At 46.8% G+C, this 20,349-nt stretch carries 18 protein-coding genes; 7 read left to right on the top strand and 11 right to left on the bottom strand.

Features of this window, described 5'->3' with window-relative positions; all coding sequences use genetic code 11:
- Positions 1–48 precede the first annotated feature (48 nt).
- Genes pgeF through GCU85_RS04755 form a run of 5 tightly spaced genes read right to left on the bottom strand, consistent with a single transcriptional unit; the run spans position 49 to position 6,286 of the window.
- The gene (gene pgeF / locus GCU85_RS04775) at positions 49–921 is read right to left on the bottom strand and encodes a peptidoglycan editing factor PgeF (protein ID WP_152809903.1); all 873 of its coding nucleotides are present in this window, start codon (positions 919–921) and stop codon (positions 49–51) included.
- A gap of 56 nt (positions 922–977) precedes the next feature.
- Complete coding sequence (locus tag GCU85_RS04770; RefSeq protein WP_235896231.1) at positions 978–1,631, bottom strand: sarcosine oxidase subunit gamma; 654 nt, start codon at positions 1,629–1,631, stop codon at positions 978–980.
- Positions 1,624–4,641 (bottom strand): sarcosine oxidase subunit alpha family protein, encoded by a 3,018-nt coding sequence (locus tag GCU85_RS04765; RefSeq protein WP_152809899.1) that lies wholly within the window; start codon positions 4,639–4,641, stop codon positions 1,624–1,626. Before GCU85_RS04765 ends, GCU85_RS04770 begins: the two co-directional genes overlap by 8 nt.
- Positions 4,638–4,988, bottom strand: a complete 351-nt coding sequence (locus tag GCU85_RS04760) for a sarcosine oxidase subunit delta (protein WP_152809898.1) — start codon at positions 4,986–4,988, stop codon at positions 4,638–4,640. Before GCU85_RS04760 ends, GCU85_RS04765 begins: the two co-directional genes overlap by 4 nt.
- Before the next feature lie 47 nt (positions 4,989–5,035).
- Complete coding sequence (locus GCU85_RS04755) at positions 5,036–6,286, bottom strand: sarcosine oxidase subunit beta family protein (protein ID WP_152809896.1); 1,251 nt, start codon at positions 6,284–6,286, stop codon at positions 5,036–5,038.
- A 250-nt stretch (positions 6,287–6,536) separates the two neighbouring features.
- On the opposite strand from GCU85_RS04755, the gene GCU85_RS04750 reads away from it, so the two are divergent.
- Entirely contained in the window at positions 6,537–7,211 is a 675-nt protein-coding gene (locus tag GCU85_RS04750) for a response regulator transcription factor (RefSeq protein WP_152809894.1), read from the top strand.
- A 32-nt stretch (positions 7,212–7,243) separates the two neighbouring features.
- Positions 7,244–8,578: a sensor histidine kinase gene (locus GCU85_RS04745; RefSeq protein ID WP_152809891.1), complete on the top strand. Its 1,335-nt coding sequence runs from the start codon at positions 7,244–7,246 to the stop codon at positions 8,576–8,578.
- 191 nt (positions 8,579–8,769) lie between these two features.
- On the opposite strand, the gene rppH is transcribed toward GCU85_RS04745, so the two are convergent.
- Positions 8,770–9,312, bottom strand: a complete 543-nt coding sequence (gene rppH / locus GCU85_RS04740) for an RNA pyrophosphohydrolase (protein WP_328592794.1) — start codon at positions 9,310–9,312, stop codon at positions 8,770–8,772.
- Between the two features lie 184 nt (positions 9,313–9,496).
- Here rppH and rplU point away from each other — a divergent pair, with 184 nt between their 5' ends.
- On the top strand, positions 9,497–9,805 hold the full coding sequence (rplU, locus tag GCU85_RS04735) for a 50S ribosomal protein L21 (RefSeq protein WP_152809889.1): 309 nt from the start codon (positions 9,497–9,499) through the stop codon (positions 9,803–9,805).
- A gap of 19 nt (positions 9,806–9,824) precedes the next feature.
- Entirely contained in the window at positions 9,825–10,088 is a 264-nt protein-coding gene (gene rpmA / locus GCU85_RS04730) for a 50S ribosomal protein L27 (RefSeq protein WP_152809887.1), read from the top strand.
- Positions 10,089–10,268: 180 nt separating this feature from the next.
- On the opposite strand, the gene GCU85_RS04725 is transcribed toward rpmA, so the two are convergent.
- Complete coding sequence (locus GCU85_RS04725) at positions 10,269–10,667, bottom strand: VOC family protein (protein ID WP_152809885.1); 399 nt, start codon at positions 10,665–10,667, stop codon at positions 10,269–10,271.
- Between the two features lie 137 nt (positions 10,668–10,804).
- On the bottom strand, positions 10,805–11,446 hold the full coding sequence (locus GCU85_RS04720; RefSeq protein ID WP_152809883.1) for a TetR/AcrR family transcriptional regulator: 642 nt from the start codon (positions 11,444–11,446) through the stop codon (positions 10,805–10,807).
- A gap of 124 nt (positions 11,447–11,570) precedes the next feature.
- Between GCU85_RS04720 and GCU85_RS04715 the strand changes: the two genes are divergently transcribed.
- Genes GCU85_RS04715 through GCU85_RS04705 form a run of 3 tightly spaced genes read left to right on the top strand, consistent with a single transcriptional unit; the run spans position 11,571 to position 16,437 of the window.
- Positions 11,571–13,151 (top strand): trimethylamine methyltransferase family protein, encoded by a 1,581-nt coding sequence (locus GCU85_RS04715; protein WP_152809881.1) that lies wholly within the window; start codon positions 11,571–11,573, stop codon positions 13,149–13,151.
- A gap of 19 nt (positions 13,152–13,170) precedes the next feature.
- Positions 13,171–14,355, top strand: coding sequence for a mandelate racemase/muconate lactonizing enzyme family protein (locus GCU85_RS04710; RefSeq protein ID WP_152809879.1), 1,185 nt, complete (start codon positions 13,171–13,173; stop codon positions 14,353–14,355).
- A 33-nt stretch (positions 14,356–14,388) separates the two neighbouring features.
- On the top strand, positions 14,389–16,437 hold the full coding sequence (locus tag GCU85_RS04705; RefSeq protein WP_152809877.1) for an NADH:flavin oxidoreductase: 2,049 nt from the start codon (positions 14,389–14,391) through the stop codon (positions 16,435–16,437).
- An 85-nt stretch (positions 16,438–16,522) separates the two neighbouring features.
- Here GCU85_RS04705 and GCU85_RS04700 read toward each other — a convergent pair whose 3' ends face one another.
- The 3 genes from GCU85_RS04700 to GCU85_RS04690 form a co-directional block, all read right to left on the bottom strand.
- The gene (locus tag GCU85_RS04700; protein WP_152809874.1) at positions 16,523–17,176 is read right to left on the bottom strand and encodes a Fic family protein; all 654 of its coding nucleotides are present in this window, start codon (positions 17,174–17,176) and stop codon (positions 16,523–16,525) included.
- A 495-nt stretch (positions 17,177–17,671) separates the two neighbouring features.
- The gene (locus tag GCU85_RS04695; RefSeq protein ID WP_152809872.1) at positions 17,672–19,036 is read right to left on the bottom strand and encodes a DEAD/DEAH box helicase; all 1,365 of its coding nucleotides are present in this window, start codon (positions 19,034–19,036) and stop codon (positions 17,672–17,674) included.
- Between the two features lie 383 nt (positions 19,037–19,419).
- On the bottom strand, positions 19,420–20,340 hold the full coding sequence (locus GCU85_RS04690) for a DVUA0089 family protein (protein ID WP_152809871.1): 921 nt from the start codon (positions 20,338–20,340) through the stop codon (positions 19,420–19,422).
- Between the last annotated feature and the right edge of the window lie 9 nt (positions 20,341–20,349).

Here is a 20,349-nt window from a genome sequence, read left to right as displayed (position 1 = left end):
CTGATTGCCCGAATCTAAGTGAGTTTATTTAATTCTTCCTAGCCCTTCCTAGCCCTTCCTAGCCTTTCCTAGCCCTTCGTTTTGAATAAAGATAACCGTTGCCATTCGCCCCGTTTCTGTGCGCCCCGTATCCCCTCCTGTCTCGCCTCGTGTCTTTTCTGCATTCGTCTGCTGGCGATACGAAAAAAACCGCGAATCAGACAACGTATCAAACCCACCGCCATAGACAGACGCAATGCCTTGTGCGTGTAATTGATAGCGCGCAATGGCATACAAATCACACCAATAATGCCCAGAACGATTGGCATAAAACGCACTGGCATACCCAGCATCTAACGCCACAAAGCGCTGATAAAACGCATCATCGACTTCGTAGCTTTGCGGCCCAATAGCAGGCCCCAGCCAGGCGATAACCGGTTCGTCACTAAAATAATTGCGTCGCGTTTTGCCAATCAATCCTTGATATAATCCACGCCAACCACAATGCAGCGCGGCAACTTGAGTGCCTTTGGCATTACATAGCAACACGGGCAAACAATCCGCGGTCATCACGACACAGGCGAGATTGGGTTGCGCACAAACACAAGCATCGGCTTCAATCCTATCCGTTGCTGCTGCACCCATCTCTGAGTCCGTGACTGAACCCATTCCCGAACCCATTCCCACATTCGTTGCCGCATCTGCAATGGCATCGCCATGCACTTGATGAAGCCACACTAACGGCGTATCTTCACCAACAAAGTGTTGTAACCGTGCGCGATTGGTCGCCACATGCGCCTGATTATCGCCGACGTGTAACCCCAAATTCAGTTGCTGGTAATCACCTGTACTGACACCGCCCAGCCGCGTGGTGCTAAACGCAACGACTTGTGTTGGCGCTGGCCAATCTGGCCACACGACATCCGTTTTACTTAGTTTCATCTGCTACGCCCAGCATGGCATCGAATATGACTGCCCCCCAACCCTTAACGCCGCATCTACTCTGCCGTGGACTTCAGGGCAGGCGCTGTTACCGTAAATCCATACTCTGACGCGGCATCAATCGCCCATCGCGCGACATGATCAGAAAAACTACGGCGCACAAGCAACGCATAGTCATTGTCGCCATAACACATAATTACAGTGGGTGCGCCTGACAAAACGGTCGCATAATGCTGCCCTGATTTAAAAATACGCGGGTGCAAATCGACATAAGCGCCTTTTTCGAGGACTGCACGGGCTTTTTCGCCTGTCACACGTAATTGCGTTGTCCCGCCTGTGACATCGACCACCAAATGATGTGCATCGCCCAAGGCGGCCACCAATTCGTTTTGCACCTTGGCCGCCTCGCCGCTAGGTAACACAACAAGCCATTCGCTAGGACCAATCCCTAACAGTGTGTTGCCTGAGTTTGAGCAAAATTGCGAAATGCTGGGCAATTCAGCGCCCAACACTTTAGCGGCTTGGTGACGAGCTTGCTCATCTGTTGCTCGAATCCTAACATTTAAATAGTCCAAACAGGCCAATTCCGTCAAAATAACCGCTGTGTTTTCTGCGGTATTTTCTGCGGCATTTCCTGTTGTGGCTTTACCTTGATAAGGCGTTAACACAGGGCGCATTGCAGAAATTGCTTTATCCAATAAATTAACCATCACGTTTTTCTCCTGCCTCATCATAAAAAACGGGCGATACAATTTTAGCTTCAACGATGCCGCCTTCTGGGCGTGGCGAGTACAACGTCTCACCGATTCGACTCAATCCACCTTTTACCAGTGCCAATGCAATCGATTTATTTAAACTGTGACTGTAGTAACTTGATGTCACATGTCCTTGCATATCGGCAGGGATTTCATATTCCCGCGTGTTGATAAGTTGCGCGCCTTCAGGCAATACCTGTTTCGGATCAGCGGTTTCTAAGCCGATAAGCTGCTTGCGGTTATCACGCACCATATCCTCACGATGCAAAGAGCGATCGCCAATAAAGGCTTTGTTTTTACCAATCGCCCACGCCATACCTAAGTCGTGTGGACTCACTGAGCCATCGGTATCTTGCCCCACAATGATATAGCCTTTTTCCGCGCGTAACACGTGCATGGTCTCTGTGCCATAAGGCGTGATGTTAAACGGCTGACCCGCTGCATAAATCGCTTCCCAAATATGACGCCCATAATTGGCGTTAACATTGACCTCAAAGGCCAATTCGCCAGAAAACGAAATTCGACAAACCCGAACTGGGATACCGTCAATAGTGCCTTCCCTAAAGCTCATAAATTCAAATGCTTCATTAGAAAAATCAATATCATCGCAGAGACTTTCTAGTACGTTACGGCTATTGGGACCGACAACCGCCGTGGTTGCAAAATGGTCGGTGACAGACGTGAAAAATACCTCCATCTCTGGCCACTCGGTTTGCGCCCAACGCTCCATCCAATTAAATACGCTAGCAGCACCACCTGTGGTTGTATGCACATAAAAATGGTCTTCGGCCAATCTTAGTACAACACCGTCATCCATCAACATGCCATCTTCGCCCAGCATCAATCCGTAGCGCGCTTTACCGATACCCAATTTTAAAAATGGGTTAGTGTACATCATATTTAAGAATTTGGCAGCATCTTTGCCCTTGACCTCGATTTTACCCAGTGTTGATGCGTCTAGCATACCCACACTATGGCGGGTAGCAAGGCATTCACGGGCAACTGCCGCCTCCATGTCTTCGCCATCTTGCGGATAGTACCACGGGCGATACCAATCTCCAACCAACTCAAACTCAGCACCGTGGCTCACATGCCATTCGTGCATCGCCGTTGTACGGATTGGATTGAAAAATTCGCCGATTTCGCGGCCCGCCAATGCACCAAAGGTGACAGGCGTATAGGCAGGCCTAAACGTGGTTGTGCCGACTTCAGGGATGGTTTTGCCCATTTTCTCAGCCGCTACTGCCATGCCGTTGATATTGCCTGTTTTACCTTGATCCGTACCAAACCCTAGCGCCGTATAGCGTTTGATATGTTCAATCGATTTATAACCTTCGGTAATCGCTTGATAAATATCGCTCACACCCGTATCGTTTTGGTAGTCTACAAACTGTTTAGGCGCACGCGTTGGTCCCTTAGCATACGGTGTTTGCCAATACGCTTCGATGGGGTTTTCTTGGTGTTCTTGGATACATGGCACGGTAATCTCGCTCGCCGTCTCGCCTGTTGCACCATTTACGCCTTTGCTGACCTGATAACCGATTTCAGCCCCTTGCCTCAAACAGCCACGTGTCGATAACTCACCTGTGATTGCGCCTGCAAAGTAAATCCCTTCACCTGTTGCTGGATCGGGCACAAAGCAAAGCTTTTCCTCATTCCAGCGATTTTTACCGCCAATATGCGAGTGTAAATGAATCACGGGTGAGTAACCACCCGATACCGCCAACACATCGCAAGCAATGTCTTCGACCACGTCCGTCAACGCACGCTTGTCTTCGGTAAGTTTAGTCACACGAATCTTGTGAATGCCTTTGCGCCCATAAGTGTTAACGACGGTATAGCCATTATAAACTTTGATACCCAGTGCCTTAACTGCCTGCGCAATAGAGCCAGCGCCTTGGTGCCTGACATCAATCACCGCTTTGACGGTGATGCCTGCTTTTTGCATATCAATAGCAGCTTGGTAAGCGCCATCGTTATTCGTAAATAAGACACCGTTACTCCCTAATTTAACGCCATAACGATGAATATAACCCGACACCGCACTGGCGAGCATAATGCCTGGTCGATCGTTATTACCAAATGACAACCCGCGTTCTTGAGCGCCTGTGGCTAAAATCAGGTGTTTGGCGCGGATATGCCAAACGGTTTCTCGTGGCTGGTGCGCTGCGCGATTAACCTCGCCATGCTTTTCTAAAACAGCAATAAAGTTATGATCATAACGACCAAAGGCCGTTGCTTGATTTAATACGGTCACATTGGATTGATTACGCAAGGTCTGTATCGCTTGGGCAATCCATTGTTTAGGCTGTATGCCATCGATTTTCTGTTGACTGTGCTGAAACCAGCCACCAAACGTTGATTGTTCGTCAACCAGCATAATGCGCTGCCCAGACGCTGCGGCCGCCAGTGCCGCTCGAATACCCGCAACACCGCCACCAACAATCAAAATATCAACGTGTTGATTCCGATGTTCATAAATATCAGGGTCTGCCTCAACAGGGCTAATCCCTAGACCAGCGGCGGCACGGATTTTTTCTTCGTACCAGTCCCAAGCGCTTTTCGGCCACATGAATGTTTTGTAATAAAAACCAGCCGATAGCATTTTTGAGAATAGCCCTAGCCCCGCATAAAAATCATAGTTAACACACGGAAACCCATTGACAGTTTTTGCCACCAGACCATCATAAAGCATCACCTGTGTGGCGCGCTGGTTCGGTAGCGTCTTTGCGCCTTCGCCGATTTGTAATAATACATTAGGCTCTTCAGCGCCTAGCCCAAAAATACTACGCGGGCGATGGTACTTAAAGCTGCGCCCCAAAATCTTAACACCATTGGCTAACAATGCAGACGCCAAAGTATCCCCTTCATAACCGATATAGGCTTTACCGTTAAAGGTAAAGTGTAATGGTTTATCACGGTTTATTTGCCCACCGACTGGCAAGCGTTTAACACAAGGTCTCATGAGCCACTGCCCTCCTGAAGATGTTCTGCGCCTGTCTCTGTCTCTTTGCCTATTTCGTTATTTTTAACGGCCTCATCCAGATGAAATACTTCACCAATTTTATACGTTTGGATAAACTGATTAGACACAGTATCGCGCGCAGCATTGAAAAACTGACGACAGCCTGCCGTATGACACCACTGCTCTAGGTGTACACCCCTAGGATTCTTACGATTAAATAGATAATCTGCCCATTCGGCATCCGTCATATTCTCGCCATCCACTGGGCGAACAATATGCGCCTCGCCTGCATAGCTAAACTCTATTTCGTCCCGAACACCACAGTAAGGACAATTAATTTTTAACATATAAGTACTCTCCGACCAAATTTAGTTAGTGCCTAGCTAGCGCCTAGTTAGTGCGCGACACCAGCGGCACCGTGCTCGTCAACTAATGCACCCGTCTCGAATCGCTCCAACGAAAATGGGGCATTAAGTGGATGCGGATCGTTTTTAGCTAACGTATAAGCCATTGTCCAGCCAGAACCTGGCGTCGCCTTAAAACCACCCGTTCCCCAGCCGCAATTAATATACATATTCTTAACTGGCGTTCTGCCATGAATTGGGCAAGCATCTGGTGTTGTATCGACCGTTCCACCCCACTGGCGCAGCATTCGCACCCGACTAAAGACAGGGAACAATTCAATAATTGCAGCCGTTGCATGCTCCACCGTGTGCAATGCGCCTCGTTGGCTATAACCATTCATGGCATCAATACCCGCACCGATAACTAACTCACCTTTATCAGACTGAGAAATATAACCATGCACCGCGTTTGACATAACGACCGTATCTAAAATCGGTTTCATCGGTTCAGAAACCCATGCTTGCAACGGGTGCGACTCAACAGGTAGTCTAAACCCTGCTTTTTCGGCTAGCACGGACGTGTTTCCTGCAACCGTAATCGCGACTTTGTTCGCGCGGATCGTGCCGCGGTTTGTCTGCACAGCTTTAAACACGCCGTTTTCAATCTCAAACCCCGTCACTTCGCAGTTTTGAATAATATCAATGCCATACTTATCCGCTGCGCGCGCAAAACCCCAAGCCACGGCATCATGACGCGCTACGCCAGCACGGCGTTGCAGCGATGCACCCATAATCGGATAACGGGCATTTTGTGTGCAGTTTAAAAACGGAATTTCGCGTTGCAACTGTTGCACATCGCAAAATTCAGAGTCAATGCCGTTTAAACGATTCGCCTCCACGCGACGACGAATATCACGCAAATCCTGTAACGTATGCCCCAAATTATAAACACCACGCTGTGAAAACATCACGTTATAATTGATTTCTTGCGACAATCCTTCCCATAGCTTCATGGCTTTTTCATAGAAAAGTGCCGCTTCATCCCACAGATAATTAGAGCGAACGATTGTCGTGTTACGACAAATATTCCCACCAGCCAAATGCCCTTTTTCCAAGACCGCAACATTCGTTATGCCGTGCTCTTTTGCCAAATAATAGGCCGTGGCCAATCCATGTCCACCTGCGCCGATAATAATCGCGTCATACTGCTGCTTTGGCTCAGGAGAACGCCACGCCTCACCCCATTTTTCATTATAGGACATCGCGTTGCGAGCGAGGCTTAAAATCGAATACTTGCTCATTGTCTATCCAACCTAATTAACTAGTTAACATTATCAATCGTATTATTGTATCGCAAAAGGCTCATTTGGCATTGTCTATTTACGCCATTTTATTTAAGAATCACCCCCAACACCAAGCACACCAGCGACGCCAATTGGGAGTTTAGCAAATTGTAACTTTTATCCGCAATAATAGTGATATGATAATCTAAAGTGCAATACACTGTTCATCATATCCACTAAAACAATACACAACGACCACACAACGCCTATGACAATCATTTTGCTAATTGACGACGACGAAAAAATTGGAACCCTGCTATCGGAGTATTTTGCCAAATTCAACCTTAATTTGATTAGCGAAACAACCCCATCTGCTGGCTTAGCGCGCTTTGAAAAAGCGCAGCCTGACTTGGTCATCCTTGATGTCATGCTGCCTGAAATGGACGGCTTTGAAGTCTGTCAAAAAATCCGCAAACATTCCAACGTACCCATTCTAATGCTCACTGCCCGCGGTGACATTAACGACCGAGTCATCGGGCTAGAGGCGGGCGCAGACGACTATTTACCCAAACCATTCGACCCGCGCGAGCTGGTTGCCCGCGTGGAGAGCATTTTATCACGCGTGACTTTAGATACCACCAATATTCCCGAAAACCTTATCCAGTTTGAAAAACTCATCATTAATAAAAACAGCTACGAAGTCCATGTTAATGGCAATAAAGTCGAACTAACGACCAAAGAGTACGCCCTGCTACTACTCATGAGCGAGCACCCCAACAAAGTCTATAGCCGCGATGACATCATGAACGAACTCAGCGGCATCGATAGCGAACTATTTTCACGCTCGATTGATATTTTGGTCAGCCGCCTCCGCAACAAACTAAAACCACTAGATTATATCCAAACCGTCTGGGGAGTGGGCTATAAATTTGTTGCTGCCTAACGCCTACCAACACTAACCCGACGCGTTACTGCATGCGTTTTTTTCGCCGACTCGGTCGTTCAATTTCGATCAAAATTATTTTAGTTTTTATTAGTGCCTCCGCGCTATTGGCTTGGGGGCTATGGTTTTCACTAGGCATTACCTTTGAACGCCAACTCTCAGACTCAATTCGACCTTATTTTAGTAATTATTTAATCTCACTACAAAACGAAGTCGGCTTCCCACCCGACATTAACGTTGCCAAGCGTATTACCGAACAAGCCCCTGTGAATATCGTCATCGAAGCCCCGACGTTTAGCTGGGCATCTAATGGTGACTTCATCGACAAAGATTATCTGGATGTTAAAATCCAACGCGTTGGCCCCCAAGGCATTACTTCAGAAGCAGGTTTTTACAAAGACAACTTTATCTTACGTACATTTAATCAGGGCTATATCACCTCGTTTATTATTACTGAAAAACTACACAAAACCACCCGCGTCAAAGAAATTCTCATCACGGTTATTGCCGCCTTATTCATTATCGGTTTAATTTATGCGTTTGTGTATTTTACCTTTCGCCCGTTCAAAATCATCCAGCAAGGCGTCAAACAAATCGGTGACGGCGATTTTTCGCATCGATTGCCGATTAATCGTCGCGACGAACTCGGTGATTTATCAAAATCTATCAACAAAATGGCAGACAACATTGAGCAAATGCTAGAAGCAAAACGCCAGCTCCTACTCGCCATTAGCCACGAACTACGCACCCCGATTACGCGTGCTAAAATTGCGCTATCCATGATGGATGACAGCCACCAAAAAGCCAGCGCCGAAGAAGACATGAACGAAATGGAATCCCTCATTCATGAACTCCTCGAATCCGAACGACTAAAAGGCAACCACGCGCCACTCGACTTAAGCAAAGCCAATGTCAATGACGTTATCTATCAAATACAGGGCCGTTTTTTCGAAAATGCCCCAGTCGTATTTAACCTAGACAGTCAGTTGCCTGAAATAACGATTGATGCAAACCGTATCGGGCTTGCGATTAAAAATTTAATCAAAAATGCGCTGACAGCGAATCGTCAGCCTGACGACAAAGTCATTATATCCACTGCCTGTGACGAGCAGACGCTAACGATTTCAGTTGAAGATTCTGGTGTCGGCATTCCTGCGGAAAAAATCAAACTCCTTACTGAGCCATTTTACCGCATTGACCATTCACGCCAGCGTAGCACTGGGGGATTTGGCATTGGGCTATATTTAATCAAAGCCATTATTGATGCGCACCAAGGTGAACTCATCATTCAAAGCCGTGTCGACCAAGGCACCGTTGTCCATATTGTATTACCGGTATTATCGGCATTACCGATTGACGCCACTTGATGCCGTTCGACGCCGCTTAACACACCGATTTCCTAGCGCTAGAGCCAACAAGACAATCGCTTGAAACCAGCAAGTCGCATGATTTACGATGTGATTTACGATATGATTTACGATGTAGTTTGCAATGCAACCTGCATAACCTGCAATGCAACTTGCATCACAGTTTGCGATATAAGCCCATTGTTTTTCGTCTAATTTCTTTTCGTTCGCTTAAGGTGTTTGGCAGGCTTCGATGGCTTAGTCAACACAGCGCGTTGCTGCTCGATGCCGACCGTGCGGGCAAATTCTGCCAAAGCACTACGATAAACACAGCGCTTAAAGTAAATCACTTTCCGCACAGGATACCAATAATCTACCCAGCGAAAGGCATCAAACTCGGCTTTTTTCCCTTGGTTAAAATCAATTTCTGCTTCACTGGCGACTAGCCGCAATAAAAACCATTTTTGCTTTTGCCCAATACAAAGCGGCTGCGTATTTTTGCGCCGAAACTTTTTCGGCAACTCATAATGCAACCAACCTTCTGTCTCTGCAACCAGCTCAACGTGCTGCGGCCGCAAGCCGACTTCCTCGTGCAGCTCACGGTACATTGCGTCTTGCGCACTTTCTGCCTCATCAATTCCTCCCTGAGGAAACTGCCAAGATTTCTGCCCAATCCGTCGACCCCAAAATACTTTTTTCTCGGCATTAATGATAATTATTCCAACATTTTGGCGATAACCTTTTTCATCAATCACGTTTTTTTCTCAATTTTTTATTGAATACAATTGTTTCATACTTTATAATCATTTTCCACTGTCTTTTTAGCAGTGCTTTTTATTATTAATAAAATTAAAAGATTAACTTATTTCAGGCAGCCAAGCGTGGGGTGTCGCTGAGACACACGTCCCAACGCCTTGAAATCAAACGGAGAAACAGCATATGTATGCGGTAATAAAAACAGGCGGTAAGCAGTACCGCGTTGAAACAGGTCAAGTCATTCGCATTGAAACTATCCCAGGCGAAACGGGCGAATCGGTTGAATTTTCAGACGTTTTAATGGTCGCTGATGGCGATGACATTAGAATCGGGGCACCAATGCTCAGTGATGCCAAAGTCACAGGCCAAATCTTGGAGCACGCACGTGGCAAAAAAATTGAAATTATCAAATTTAAACGCCGTAAGCACCATATGAAAAGACAAGGTCACAGACAAAATTACACTGCGGTTCGCATTGAAAGCATCGCGTAAACTATACTAGGAGATACTCATGGCACATAAAAAAGCAGGCGGTAGTACCCGTAACGGTCGCGATTCCCAATCAAAACGTCTTGGCGTCAAAGCCTTTGGCGGCGAAATCGTCTCAGCAGGCAGCATTATCGTGCGCCAACGTGGCACACGTTTTCATGCCGGTGATAACACTGGTCTTGGCAAAGACCACACCATCTTCGCCAAAGTTGATGGTCGCGTTAGCTTTGCCGTCAAAGGACCTAACAATAGAAAATATGTAATGATTGAGGCGTTAGAGGCATAGCCTACTCGCGTGACGTGTGGCCGCGTGACGTGTGGCGCTATCCTATTCACAGCGCTAACACACACTACGCCAACACACACTACGATTCAATTACCTTACCTTTCGCAAAAAGCCCCCTCTTTGGGGCTTTTTGCGTTACTCGACTCAAGTAATCAATCGACCCAAGCAAACCACACCAACCTAGTCCTGACTCGAAACAGGCGAACAAATCTCAACCAGCGTCCCATCCGGACAGCGCACATAAGAAACCATCTGGCCCCATGGTTTTGATTCTGGCGCCTTTATTTCAACCGCACCGTGCGCTAGCGCCTTGGTATGCGCCTCCTCAACGGCTGTTGTGACCAGCGCCACTTCAAACCCAAGCGGCTGACTAGATTCACTGGCTGCGACAAAGCCTGCTGCAAAATTCATCTGCCCCAATTCGTGCGAAGCAAACGCAAGCGTTGTCTCACCCGTCTCAAGCTCACCATAATCACCCGACTCATGTAAAAATCGTCGAGAAAACCCAAATGCCGTCTCAAAAAATGCCAGCGACGCATCGACTTGCGGCACGTAGATAATTGTGTAACCTAATTTCATGTTGACTCCTATCTCACTAAATTAAATCAAAATACTATGTTTTTTCGTGATAACATGATAACCTCACTACCCATCTGCCGAATGTATTTAAATAAGGTGCTGAATAAGGCGCTGATGATAAGGCACTGAATGAGACACTAAGAATGACGTGCAACAAATGCCTCTATTTCGGATATACTCGGTGCAACGCCCGTAAACACCTGCACATAATCGGCTATCATCGCCAATCGTTTATCTGGCGCATCGAGCACCTGCATATAAATATAACCAATTTGTGTATAAAGTACTGTTTTACTGCGGACTTCGGCCTGTAGCGCTGAATAACCAAACCGTGTAAACAGCCCCGCTAATGCGGCTAATCGTCGCGCATCGGCGGTATCTAATCGTGCTTGTAGTGCGCTATCGTTACGCGCCCAATTGCGTATTGCCAAATCCAGCGGCGCATCAAACAGCGCATCATCTAGCCAGCAATCAAAAACGTTAAGTATCGCTTGGCAAATGTTACCTGCTGGTTTTTGTGTTTGCCGAATTAAATTTCCTGTGTTTTGCGCTTCCCAGCGTGTAATTATCGCCTGTAGCAGCGCCTCTCTGTCGGCAAAATGCCAATAAAAACTTGTGCGCGTCATGCGTAGCCGTTTCGCGAGGGTCATAATTTTGACCGCATCGACCCCTTGTTCAATAATTAATTCATACGCCGCTTGTAACCAAATAGCAGGAGAGCCTTGATTTTTAGACGACCATGTTTTTGAGGCGGGGCTTGTGCTTAAATCATTATTCATTTTTTATATAGCAGCCATTCGTAAAATTTCTTGACACTTGTGTCAATTTAGCAGAAACTGAGAAAAAAGCACAATAAAATTTTAAATCCGTTGCTGGGATCATAGACAATGAGGGTCATAGACAATGAATAACGCTACCAATTCTGCCAAATCAACACCAAGAAAAACTCGCCGTGGCAGTCGCTCTCACGACAAACGCACTGGCGCACCAGGGCAAAACCCACACTTAGAAGTCCCGTACATCCAACGAAAAATTCGCACCTATGACTTACTCGATGAGACCAGTTTGGAAAAAATCGAACAAACCGCCGACCGTATTTTGGCGGAAATTGGCATTGAATTTCGTGATGACCCAGAAACCGTTGAATTATTTCGCAAAGCAGGCGGTCAAGTCACTGAAACCAAACCAGACTGTTGGCGCATTAAGTTTCCACCTGGAATGATTCGTGAGTGTTTAAAGACAGCACCCGCCCAATTTACTCAGCATGCAAGAAACCCAAAAAATAACGTGGTCATTGGTGGCGATGCCATGGTCTTTGCACCATCTTATGGCTCGCCTTTTGTCATGGATTTAGACAACGGTCGGCGCTATGGCACAATTACCGACTTTCAAAACTTAATCAAACTTGGCCAATCATCGCCGTGGTTGCACCATTCTGGCGGGACGATTTGCGAGCCGACTGATATCCCTGTCAACAAACGCCACCTTGATATGGTTTATGCGCATATCAAATACTCTGACCGCGGTTTTTTAGGCTCTATCACGGCACCCGAACGCGCTGAAGACAGCATTACCATGTGTCGTATTTTATTTGGCACAGATTTTGTTGATAAGCACTGTGTGGTTATGGGGAATTTTAACGTCACCTCGCCGTTGGTGCTCGATGGTGTGACGACACAAGGTATTCGTACCTATGCTGCGGCTAACCAAGGCTCTATCCATGTACCTTTTTTATTAGGCGGCGCCGTATCACCGCTGACAATGCCCGGCGCACTCGCACAGTGCTTGGCTGAGAGCATGACGGCCTGCGCAATTACCCAGCTCACACGCCCTGGCGCACCCGTTGTTTTAGGTTGCTTTTTAAGTTCATTGGCAATGCGGTCTGGCTCGCCAACCTTTGGCACACCAGAGCCTGCACTAGCATCCTTGGTCATGGGGCAACTAGCCAGACGGCTAAATATTCCACTACGATGCGCAGGGAATTTCTCGACCTCAAAACTCCCCGATGCACAAGCAATGCAGCAAAGCATGATGTCAATGATGTCAGCCGTCCAAGGCGGTGCTAATTTTATCCTACACAGCGCAGGATTTTTAGATGGACTCCTATCGATGTCGTATGAAAAATTTGTCATGGATACGGACTTGTGTGGCATGCTGCACAGCTATTGCCAAGGGTTTGAAGTCAACGACGACACATTAGCATTTGAGGCGCTGGCTGAGCTTGGCCCTGGGCAGCATTTGTTCTCAACCGCTCACACCATGCGCCATTATCAAACGGCTTATTACGACAGCGCACTCGATGACAATCAGCCCTGGGAACATTGGACTGAGCAAGGCGGTATCGATATGGCAACCCGCGCCAACCAACGTTGGAAACAACTGTTGGCCGACTACGAAGCACCGCCAATAGATGCCACAATCGACGCCGAACTACAGGCATTTATCCAAGACAAAAAAGACCATACGCCAGACTTATGGCATTGATTGATTTTGGAGATAAATCATGAAAATCACCCGCATCAAAGTCACCCATGTTAATGTGCCATTTGATAAACCCTTTTGGTGGACTGGCGGGCTTTATCCTGGCGCGTCTAAATCCATCATTGAGGTCGAGACCGATCAAGGCCTTGTCGGACTAGGTGAGGCACCGTGGTGGCATTTTGGTGAAATCATCAAAACTGACATTGTGCCTGCACTCATCGGTGCCAATCCATTGGATATTGCCGATTGTGAAAGTCGCTGTGTGCCACCCTATCAAATCACCGCCAATACTGGCGAAAATGCGGCCAGCGTTGCCTTTGGCGCTGTCGAGATTGCGCTCTGGGATATCAAGGGCAAAGCCTATAACACACCGCTTTATCAGCTGCTTGGCGGCGCTGTACGCAAAAAAATCGCCTTCTCAGAATATTTTTCCTTTCGCCCTGACCATAACGGACTAAAAGGGGAAACGACGCCCGAAGCCGTTGTCGAATACTGCCTCAAAATGCGAGAAGAACACGGTGCTTCTATTTTTGAAGGAAAACTCATCTTAGGCGACCCCGAATTAGAAATAAAAACAGTAAAGCTACTGCGCGAAGCCCTTGGCAATAAAGCACAGATTAAACTGGACAGCAACATGCAGTGGTCGTTACCAACCGCCCGTTATATCCTCCGTGAAATCGAGCCTTATCATATTCGCAACTACGAAGACCCCGTTGCGACTTTTGAAGAAATGGCGCAACTACGCCAGCATTCAACCATCCCATTTTCAACGCATGTCCCTGATTTACGCCGTGCCGTTGCGCTCGGCGCACCCGATTATTTCGTGTGTAATTTTGCCGCCTTGGGTGGTATTTCAAAAACCCTAAAATTTATCGCCGCTTGCGAAGCCATGGGCAAGGGTTTTTGGTGTTACTCAAACGACTTAGGCATTATGACTGCCGCCTATTTGCACGTCTCAGCCGCCACTGCACATATTAGCGAAGCATCGCAATCGCTCTTTCGTTGGCAGATTGGTGATGTCATTGAAAATGGGCCTTTTCGACAAAAAAACGATGTCATTGACGTTCCCGAGGGGCACGGTCTGGGTATGACACTTGACGCAGATGCAATGCGTCACTGGCACAATCATTTCAAAACACATGGTCCAATGCGCCATTTTGATCACCCTAATAATCCAGGACGCTATCAACGCCTGCCGCTTCACTAGGCGCATAATGCCATAATGCATTAGGAGAAACTCATGTCTAACGATCCATTATTACAACCTTATCAACTCAAGCACCTCACGCTAAAAAATCGTATCATGACGACCAGTCATGAACCCGCTTATCCCGAAGATGGCATGCCCAAGGCGCGTTATGCCGCCTATCACGCCGAGCGTGCCAAAGCAGGCATCGCCATGACGATGACCGCAGGTTCAGCGGCTGTCAGTAAAGACAGTCCACCCGTTTTTAACAATATTTTGGCGTACAAAGACGAAGTCGTGCCTTGGATAAAGCAACTCACCGACGCGTGCCACGAATACGATTGCGCGGTCATGATACAGCTGACGCATTTAGGTCGCCGCACGGGCTGGAACAAAGGCGATTGGCTACCATCCGTATCGCCCGGCCCGCATCGCGAACCTGCCCACCGTGCCTTTCCTAAACTCATCGAAGACTGGGACATCGAGCGTATTATCGATGACTACGCCAGTGCCGCAGAACGCATGCAAGCAGGCGGTATGGACGGTATCGAAATTCAAGCCTACGGCCATTTAATGGATCAGTTTTGGTCGCCGCTAACCAATCGGCTAGACGGTTCCTATGGCGCCGATTCATTAGACAATCGTTTGCGGTTTACCTTTGATGTGCTGACCGAAATTCGTCGCCGTTGCGGCAATGAATTCATTGTCGGGGTAAGGTTCACCGCCGATGAAACCCAACCTGGCGGCATCACAGAGACAGAAGGCCTCGCCATTGCTGAGCGTTTTCGTGATTGTGGCATGGTGGATTTTTTAAATGTCATTCGTGGACGAATTCATACCGACCCTGCCATGACAGACGTTATTCCTGTGCAGGGCATGAAAAACGCACCGCACTTGGATTTTGCTGGACGTGTCAAACAAACCACGAATATGCCAACGTTTCATGCAGCAAAAATCCCTGATATCGCTACCGCTCGCCATGCCATTTCTGCGGGATTACTCGACATGGTAGGCATGACGCGCGCACACATGGCAGATCCACATATTGTGCGCAAAATCATCGCAGGACGCGAAGACGATATTCGTCCGTGTGTCGGTGCGACATTTTGCCTAGACCGCATTTACCAAGGTGGTGAAGCCCTATGTATCCACAATGCCGCCACAGGTCGCGAATTAACGATGCCGCATGACATCCCCAAAACCCAACAAAGCAAACACATTGTCATTGTCGGTGCTGGCCCTGCAGGGCTAGAGGCGGCACGAGTTGCTGGCGAACGCGGTCATCGTGTCACTGTCTTTGAAGCAGCGAATGAACCGGGCGGACAAATTCGCCTCACCGCGCAATCACCACGACGCAGCGAAATGCGCTCGATTATTGACTGGCGCATGGCACAATGCGAATCCTTTGGCGTGAATTTTCAGTTTAACACGTGGGCAGAAGCCACTGATATTACCGCGCTAAACCCTGATGTGGTGATTATTGCCACAGGCGGCATGCCTAATACGGAATTATTTGAACAACATGGCGATTTATCACTGGTTGACACGGCGTGGGATATCCTGTCAGGCGATGTAAAACCGGGCAATAATGTCCTCGTCTATGACGAAAGCGGTGACCACTCAGGTCTACAATCGGCAGAAATGATTGCAGAGACTGGCGCTACCGTAGAAATCATGACGCCAGACCGCACTTTTGCACCCGATATTATGGCCATGAATTTATCGCCCTACATGCGTGCCTTACAAGACAAAGCCGTAACCTTTACCGTCACACGCCGATTGCTTACCGTCGAACGTCACCAAGAAGGGCAGCTTCGCGCAACCATTGGCACAGATTACAGCGACCACACCTATGAAAAAACCTACGACCAAATCATCGTCAATTACGGCACTTTGCCGCTCGCGGATTTGTATTTTGACCTCAAACCACTGTCAAAAAACCAAGGCGCAGTCGATGTCAATGCCCTGCTAAATGGTAAGCCGCAGACCTTGGTTCGCCATTTAGCAGGACAATTCCAGCTATTTAGAATTGGCGATGCGGTCAGTGCGCGTAATACGCACGCTGCCATTTATGATGCTCTGCGCCTAGTCAAGGATATTTAAGTCAAGGATATTTAACGGCCGTTTTTTGGAGGGGGCTGATTAATCGCTGGTGCTGTTTGTCGTTGGTGTTTTTCGTTGGTGTTGATTAGTCAACTACTGGGGCATTAATCCGACAAGACTGTAAAAAAGTCTTCATTTCTGTGCGGTCTTGTGAGTCATAAAACTGAACCATTTTTTGGTTGTACTCCGAGTTCCGTTTAGCGGGAATCGTAATCGCGGGCAGACCAAGCGATAAACGCGCACCGTTCATCAAAAACTGACCAGCGCGTTTATTGCCATCGTTAAAATATTGATTCATCGCACAGCTTAAAAACACGTCGTAGCTGGCATCGTCTTTATCTATGGCATGGTGATAATTATCAATCATTTCATCGAACAATATATCGAGACTATCCGCATCAGGCGGCATATGTTCTGTACCGCGTATCGTGACGATTCGCGTGCGAAATTCGCCCCATGTCAAGGCTTCCTCTTTCGCGTAAATGTTATGCAAGTAACAGATGGTTTTTTTGTTAGGTTGAAACTGATTATTTTCAACCAATCGAATCATTTCTTCCCAGCCGTTTTTAATGCGAAAAACCTGCTGTTCATCACTGACGTCATGCCCGTCAATCTCTCCCCCACCAAGCAATTTTCTTACTTCGGACAATGTGATTGGATTGCCCTCGTGACTGGTCATATTATAAACCAAATCAGACAGTATTTTTTTTACATCAGAGATTGCTTCCGTTTTCGTCATACATTAATCGTTGATGTTTTATTATGAGTTTAAGCGATTTCAAGATAATACAAAAGAATCCAAAAATTCATTGCTAAATTCCTGCTATGATTGCTTTATTGCGTAATTCTCAAGTTGTCTGAACAGCTCAACTCGTTCGACTGCTTGATTTTTTCGGAAACTAATCCACCGCACCACCCAATCTTTTTCAGCTAGTTTGTGCTTTAATATCAATCTAATGCACTCAATATCGTTATTGAGTGCATCAGGGTGAGTAGCTAACATTGTCAAATTATTTCTAAGTGGCTGTATCGCCTCATATGGCCACAATGGCAAAATATCGACTAAAATTCGCCTTCTTAAGGCTTCAGATGTAAGATTTTAAAAATAACCACCACCCATTCTGCTATTGCATTCTGCTATTGATTAGGCGGTGATTAGATGCTGATTAAATCGCAATTTATATGCAGTTTATTGCAATTTATGCGCGATGTATTGCCGTGATGTATTACGCCACTAGCGCGACTGTCCGTTGGGTTTTCTCTGGCTTTGGGGGCGTCGTTGCCCTTGGGCGGGTTTGTTTCTAGCGTTATGCGTTGCGGTAGATCGGTGATTGCCTCGCCGCGCAGGTCTATCGGGCTCTGGCTCGATGGTTGTCGGCGGAATAAAGCCGTCAAGCGTCAAGGTAGGAATCGTGCGTTTGATGAGTTTTTCAATGTCTTTTAAGTATTTCAATTCATCCTGATCGACCAATGAAATTGCCCCACCCGAAGCGCCTGCACGGCCTGTTCGCCCGATGCGGTGCACGTAATCTTCGGGGATATTGGGTAACTCAAAATTGACCACTTGTGGCAGTTGGTCAATATCCAACCCCCGCGCGGCAATATCAGTCGCAACGAGTACACGCGTATTGCCTGTTTTAAATTCTGACAGGGCTTTGGTGCGTGCGCTTTGGCTTTTGTTGCCGTGAATGGCTAGCGCGCTAATACCATCTTTGACGAGTTTTTCTGCCAATCGATTGGCACCGTGTTTGGTACGAGTAAAAACAAGCACTTGATACCAATTATGCTGATTAATCAAGTGGCTCAAGACATCACGCTTGTGTCCTTGCCGCACGCGATACACCGATTGCTCGACCATTTCAGACGCGGTATTACGTCTAGCGACTTCGATAAAATCAGGCTGATTCAACAACCGATCAGCGAGTTTTTTAATCTCGTTTGAAAATGTCGCCGAAAAGAGCAAATTTTGCCGCGATTTAGGTAGCAACGCGAGGATTTTTTTAATATCGTGGATAAAGCCCATATCGAGCATGCGATCAGCCTCATCCAAAACCAAAATTTCAATACCTAATAAATCGACTTCGCCCTGTTGGTGTAAATCCAACAAGCGTCCTGGCGTCGCGACCAAGATATCAATTGGGCGTTGTAACTGGTTAATCTGTGGGTTAATATTAACGCCACCAAACACGACCATTGACCGTAATTCAAGGTATTTGCTATAGGTATCGACTGATTCTTTGATTTGTGCGGCTAACTCGCGTGTCGGTGTGAGCATCAGGCAACGCGGTCGCCCAGCGCGAATGTTAGTCGGGCGCGTTTGAGTTAGGCGTTGCAAAATGGGCAAGGTAAAGCCCGCCGTCTTGCCCGTCCCTGTCTGCGCCCCAGCAAGCAAATCGCCACCGTTTAATACCAATGGAATGGCTTTGGTCTGAATCGGTGTCGGTGTGTCATAACCTGTGTCCTTGATCGCGCGTAAAATTGGCGCTGCCAGGCCTAAATCAGCAAATTGGACTGTGGGCGCTGAAGGGGCATTATTGTTTGCATTATTGTTTGCGTTATTACTTGTATTGTTGATTGTATTATTTACTGTAGAATTCATATGGTTTTCCGCCATCAGCCCGTTGCATCACGCAACACTAATCAAAACCAATGGAATAAGGATTATTGAATAATTTAAAAGATTGAAAATCGTATAAATGCCGCTATGCCGATTAGTCTCGCACAGGGTAAGCCTATTATAACAACTAATTTGAGAATAGCGAGGATTGTAAACCTGAAATAATGAAGGGCTGTTAAGCCGATTGCATGCCTGCTCCTTAGATAAAAAGTGACTTATTTTTTAGACCACATTTTTTAGGTCGCATGATTTATGCTTAAGATTTAATACATAATGAGAATGTTATGCTGGATAGACAAATTCTCTCTACCCAGAATAACGCTCTATTTCAGTTAGCGCATTTATTATGCGGTAACTATTTAGTCTTAGTCAGAACATCTCAGCCCTTCTACAGATGCCAAACGATCCAAATTAAAGCTAGCAGTTCCATCTGTGCCAGTCAATGTGACTTGAGCTGTGTTACAATCATTAAATGTGACTGTCGCGGTGCCCCAAGGACTTATGCCATTATCGCTGGCAACAGGTGGCGCGCCGAATCTACCGCCATTATTCGCATAGGATGAAAACACATCCATAGTATAGCTAGTTCCTTTTCTGATATTTTTAGGTCCTGCACCTGATAGCAGCCACAGTGGTTCAGAAGCATTACTCGCTTTGTAACCGTAGAAATAGAAAAATAAACCTGCATTAGTTTTGACAAAATTAAACCCATCACCTGGCCTTTCAGGTTCGTACCATACTCCTGTCGGATTTGATACAAAATTAGTGGTATCGTTGTTGGCTGATCTTACATTTAAAACATCAAAGGCCCACGAACTGGTTCTGGTGTTTCCTGTCACATCAACAAAACCTGTTGTATTTGCACCTAGGAAGCCATCAGATAAATTCTCACCTCTTGGGAAATTATCATACTGCGTGATAGATACAGTATACTCACCTGGGTCAAGACGAGCTGTTAAAAAAGTGTCGTAACATTCTCCTGTCACAGAATCCACTGGGACTTCGCTGCACGACCCATCATCATTATTATCAATTAGAACACCTGCTGAATCAAACAAACTTAAAATTGGATCGAAACCGCCTTGTGGGATAATTTCCCCGCGACTATTAACACCGCCTGCATAAGAATGCGTAATTAACGTTACATCGCTCGTTTCATCCACAGCAAAATTAAATAACAAAAATTCATCATCGTTGCTCAACTGTCCACGAAAAGAAAAGTCCGCAGCCAAACTAAGCTGAGTTAATAGCGATGATAAAAATATAACTGCAATATGTTTTTTCATAATCTATCC

The organism is Ostreibacterium oceani (genome assembly GCF_009362845.1).
Taxonomy (GTDB): domain Bacteria; phylum Pseudomonadota; class Gammaproteobacteria; order Cardiobacteriales; family Ostreibacteriaceae; genus Ostreibacterium; species Ostreibacterium oceani.
Note: the sequence above shows the minus strand (reverse complement) of the source record. Positions and strands in the feature narration are given on the sequence as shown.

Excerpts from the sequence above, each read along its gene's own strand:
- pgeF (WP_152809903.1), bottom strand. The coding sequence starts at position 921 with ATGAAACTAAGTAAAACGGATGTCGTGTGGCCAGATTGGCCAGCGCCA.
- GCU85_RS04770 (WP_235896231.1), bottom strand. The coding sequence starts at position 1,631 with ATGGTTAATTTATTGGATAAAGCAATTTCTGCAATGCGCCCTGTGTTA.
- GCU85_RS04765 (WP_152809899.1), bottom strand. The coding sequence starts at position 4,641 with ATGAGACCTTGTGTTAAACGCTTGCCAGTCGGTGGGCAAATAAACCGT.
- GCU85_RS04760 (WP_152809898.1), bottom strand. The coding sequence starts at position 4,988 with ATGTTAAAAATTAATTGTCCTTACTGTGGTGTTCGGGACGAAATAGAG.
- GCU85_RS04755 (WP_152809896.1), bottom strand. The coding sequence starts at position 6,286 with ATGAGCAAGTATTCGATTTTAAGCCTCGCTCGCAACGCGATGTCCTAT.
- GCU85_RS04750 (WP_152809894.1), top strand. The coding sequence starts at position 6,537 with ATGACAATCATTTTGCTAATTGACGACGACGAAAAAATTGGAACCCTG.
- GCU85_RS04745 (WP_152809891.1), top strand. The coding sequence starts at position 7,244 with ATGCGTTTTTTTCGCCGACTCGGTCGTTCAATTTCGATCAAAATTATT.
- rplU (WP_152809889.1), top strand. The coding sequence starts at position 9,497 with ATGTATGCGGTAATAAAAACAGGCGGTAAGCAGTACCGCGTTGAAACA.
- rpmA (WP_152809887.1), top strand. The coding sequence starts at position 9,825 with ATGGCACATAAAAAAGCAGGCGGTAGTACCCGTAACGGTCGCGATTCC.
- GCU85_RS04725 (WP_152809885.1), bottom strand. The coding sequence starts at position 10,667 with ATGAAATTAGGTTACACAATTATCTACGTGCCGCAAGTCGATGCGTCG.
- GCU85_RS04720 (WP_152809883.1), bottom strand. The coding sequence starts at position 11,446 with ATGAATAATGATTTAAGCACAAGCCCCGCCTCAAAAACATGGTCGTCT.
- GCU85_RS04715 (WP_152809881.1), top strand. The coding sequence starts at position 11,571 with ATGAATAACGCTACCAATTCTGCCAAATCAACACCAAGAAAAACTCGC.
- GCU85_RS04710 (WP_152809879.1), top strand. The coding sequence starts at position 13,171 with ATGAAAATCACCCGCATCAAAGTCACCCATGTTAATGTGCCATTTGAT.
- GCU85_RS04705 (WP_152809877.1), top strand. The coding sequence starts at position 14,389 with ATGTCTAACGATCCATTATTACAACCTTATCAACTCAAGCACCTCACG.
- GCU85_RS04700 (WP_152809874.1), bottom strand. The coding sequence starts at position 17,176 with ATGACGAAAACGGAAGCAATCTCTGATGTAAAAAAAATACTGTCTGAT.
- GCU85_RS04695 (WP_152809872.1), bottom strand. The coding sequence starts at position 19,036 with ATGAATTCTACAGTAAATAATACAATCAACAATACAAGTAATAACGCA.
- GCU85_RS04690 (WP_152809871.1), bottom strand. The coding sequence starts at position 20,340 with ATGAAAAAACATATTGCAGTTATATTTTTATCATCGCTATTAACTCAG.